Here is a 2,298-nt window from a genome sequence, read left to right as displayed (position 1 = left end):
TTCATCGACTTAGGGATATCCGAACGTCGTCCGTATGGTTTGGATGGAATAGAGGATTGTAATGTGGTGAAACTTCAAAATTCTAACAAAATCTTTGAAGTTAGGGTAGTAATAAGTCAACGAGATACTGGCTATTCAACAAGTTACCAAAGACGATACAACTACCAATTGTTTGTCATTTTTAAAAATACGGATGAGGTGCAGGATTTCATCTCCAATAAGTACAACGAAACCTATATTTTTGGCAGAAAAAGAGGAGGCTAGCATATGGATATTACCATTCAAAACGTTCGTTCGCCTGCTTTGGAGCATAACGGACGGTATTACAAGGTATTTCAGCCACGGACACGAGATGAACTGCTGAAGCTTCATCACATGGGCTGTGTGGGTGATACGGTGCTGACAGATATCCAGTTGGAGCAAGGGGATTTTCCTACAAGTTTCGTGGAGCCTACTGTTACGCAACGTACTCTATCTGGTCTCTTCAAGGATATGCGTTCAATAGAGCTGGAATTGAGAGATCCGAACAGCACTCTCTGGGGCAAAATCCAGCAGAATAATCAAGGGGCGCTGACCCAATTCTTTGATACGAATGTTAAGAGCGCCATCGCTCAGACAGCTAGAGAAATCAGGCAGGAAGTGCGAGACGCTGCCAACAGTGCGAGGGTTCAAGTGACACCAGAAGGTGTGACTATCGGATCTACTACCTTGACTGGTGAGCAGTTAGCCTCTACCATTTCGACCAGTTCGAAAGGCGTTGACATCATTGCCCCGAAAGTCAGAGTGAAATCCGACATGATCGTGGACGGTGCGGTGACTGCTGGGAAGTTAGCAGCTGGCTCTGTCACTGCTGACCATATCCAAGCTGGTGCCATCACAGGCGATAAAATCAACGTAGACGATGCACTTATTCGGAACCTGACTGCTAGAGATGCCTTGATTGATAAGTTGACATCTAAGGAAGTCTTTGCGACTAAGATTGAATCTGTCGTGTCTAGTTCAACCTTCCTTGAAGCTTATCAAGGCAAAATTGGCGGATTCACACTTGGACAATTTGACCAAGGTGGCGGACGTTGGATTTCTGGCGTAAACCATTTCGCAGTTGGAATGGGAAATGGAGAAGGCCGAGGAACTAGAACCGCATTTTGGGCGAACTGGGGCGATAGCTGGAACACAATTGGAGATAGAGCTTGGTATGTGAATACCGACGGCAAAATGTACTGTAAGAATGATTCAATCTTCTATAGACAAGTCACATTTGACACTAATTGTTCTGTTGATTGCTACGGAACCCAAACGTTCTATAAATCGCCTATCTTTATCCACGGGATCGAAATGGGCGAGGCAGATATTTACGGTAATGGCTCAAATCCCAAAGGTGGAAAGAATACGGTCGTTTGGTGGAACCAGGTCGGAAGCGGAAGTGTTAAATACTGGGGCGATAAGTCCTCAGATAGACGTTTGAAAGAAAACATCACAGATACAGCCGTGAAAGCCTTGGACAAAATCAACCAACTAAATTTGGTCGCATTTGATTTCATTGAGAGCAAGAAACACGAAGAAATCGGTTTGATTGCTCAAGAGGCTGAGACCATCATTCCAGAAGTTATCTCACGAGATCCTGAGAATCCAGATGGCTATCTGCACATCGACTATACCGTTTTCGTACCCTACTTGCTGAAGGCTGTCCAAGAACTGGACCAGAAAATCAAAGAAATGGAGAAATTACATGGATAATCACACAATCGATAAGTTAGTCGCTGAGTCGCTCGTCAACCGTTTGGCAGAAGGCGAATTGGGACGTGCGCATTTAGAGGCACGCTATACATTGACTTTGGCTGAACTACAGGCATTTAAAGCGGTGCTGGAATATGACCCAGCACTTAAAGAGTTATTTGAAGAAACGCAAGCAAAAATGAAAGGAACTAACAAATGACTTACAAATTAACAGGAAGCCCTACTTTGAAGGGGGAAAAGAACGTCACTATCGTAACGATTGAGAAAGAAGAACCTGGACGCTACAGCTATGAGCGTGTTGAATTGCCAGGCAACCGCACGAATGATAATGAAGAAGTGCTGATTCAAGCAGTTTTGGACTTTATTAGAACGGAGCTTGATCCAACGAGCGCTCTTGTACAGGCTCAGGCGAAGTTAGAAGAAACCCACGTTAAACTGCAAGAAGCTGAACAAAAATTGGCACAGACCGAAATTAAACAGGCAGCCACAGATCAAGCAGTTCAACAGAACAAGACTGAAAGCGACCACTACGGTAAGGTTAGCTACGCATTAGTTTTAACG

At 44.4% G+C, this 2,298-nt stretch carries 4 protein-coding genes; all 4 read left to right on the top strand.

Features of this window, described 5'->3' with window-relative positions:
* Window positions 1-264 (top strand): hypothetical protein (locus O0J15_RS20825; protein WP_308306252.1); only part of this gene is annotated, 264 nt, incomplete at its 5' end.
* A 3-nt stretch (window positions 265-267) separates the two neighbouring features.
* Window positions 268-1,737, top strand: coding sequence for a gp58-like family protein (locus O0J15_RS20820; protein ID WP_308306251.1), 1,470 nt, complete (start codon window positions 268-270; stop codon window positions 1,735-1,737).
* Entirely contained in the window at window positions 1,730-1,936 is a 207-nt protein-coding gene (locus tag O0J15_RS20815) for a hypothetical protein (protein ID WP_308306250.1), read from the top strand. The genes O0J15_RS20820 and O0J15_RS20815 overlap by 8 nt, the downstream gene beginning before the upstream one ends.
* A partial coding sequence (locus O0J15_RS20810; protein WP_308306249.1) for a hypothetical protein occupies window positions 1,933-2,298 on the top strand: 366 nt, incomplete at its 3' end. The genes O0J15_RS20815 and O0J15_RS20810, both read left to right, overlap by 4 nt.

This window comes from Stenotrophomonas sp. Sm10 (assembly GCF_030985515.1).
Lineage (GTDB): Bacteria > Pseudomonadota > Gammaproteobacteria > Xanthomonadales > Xanthomonadaceae > Stenotrophomonas > Stenotrophomonas hibiscicola.
The sequence above is the reverse complement of the archived record's forward strand: the minus strand, read 5'-3'. Positions and strand labels throughout refer to the sequence as shown.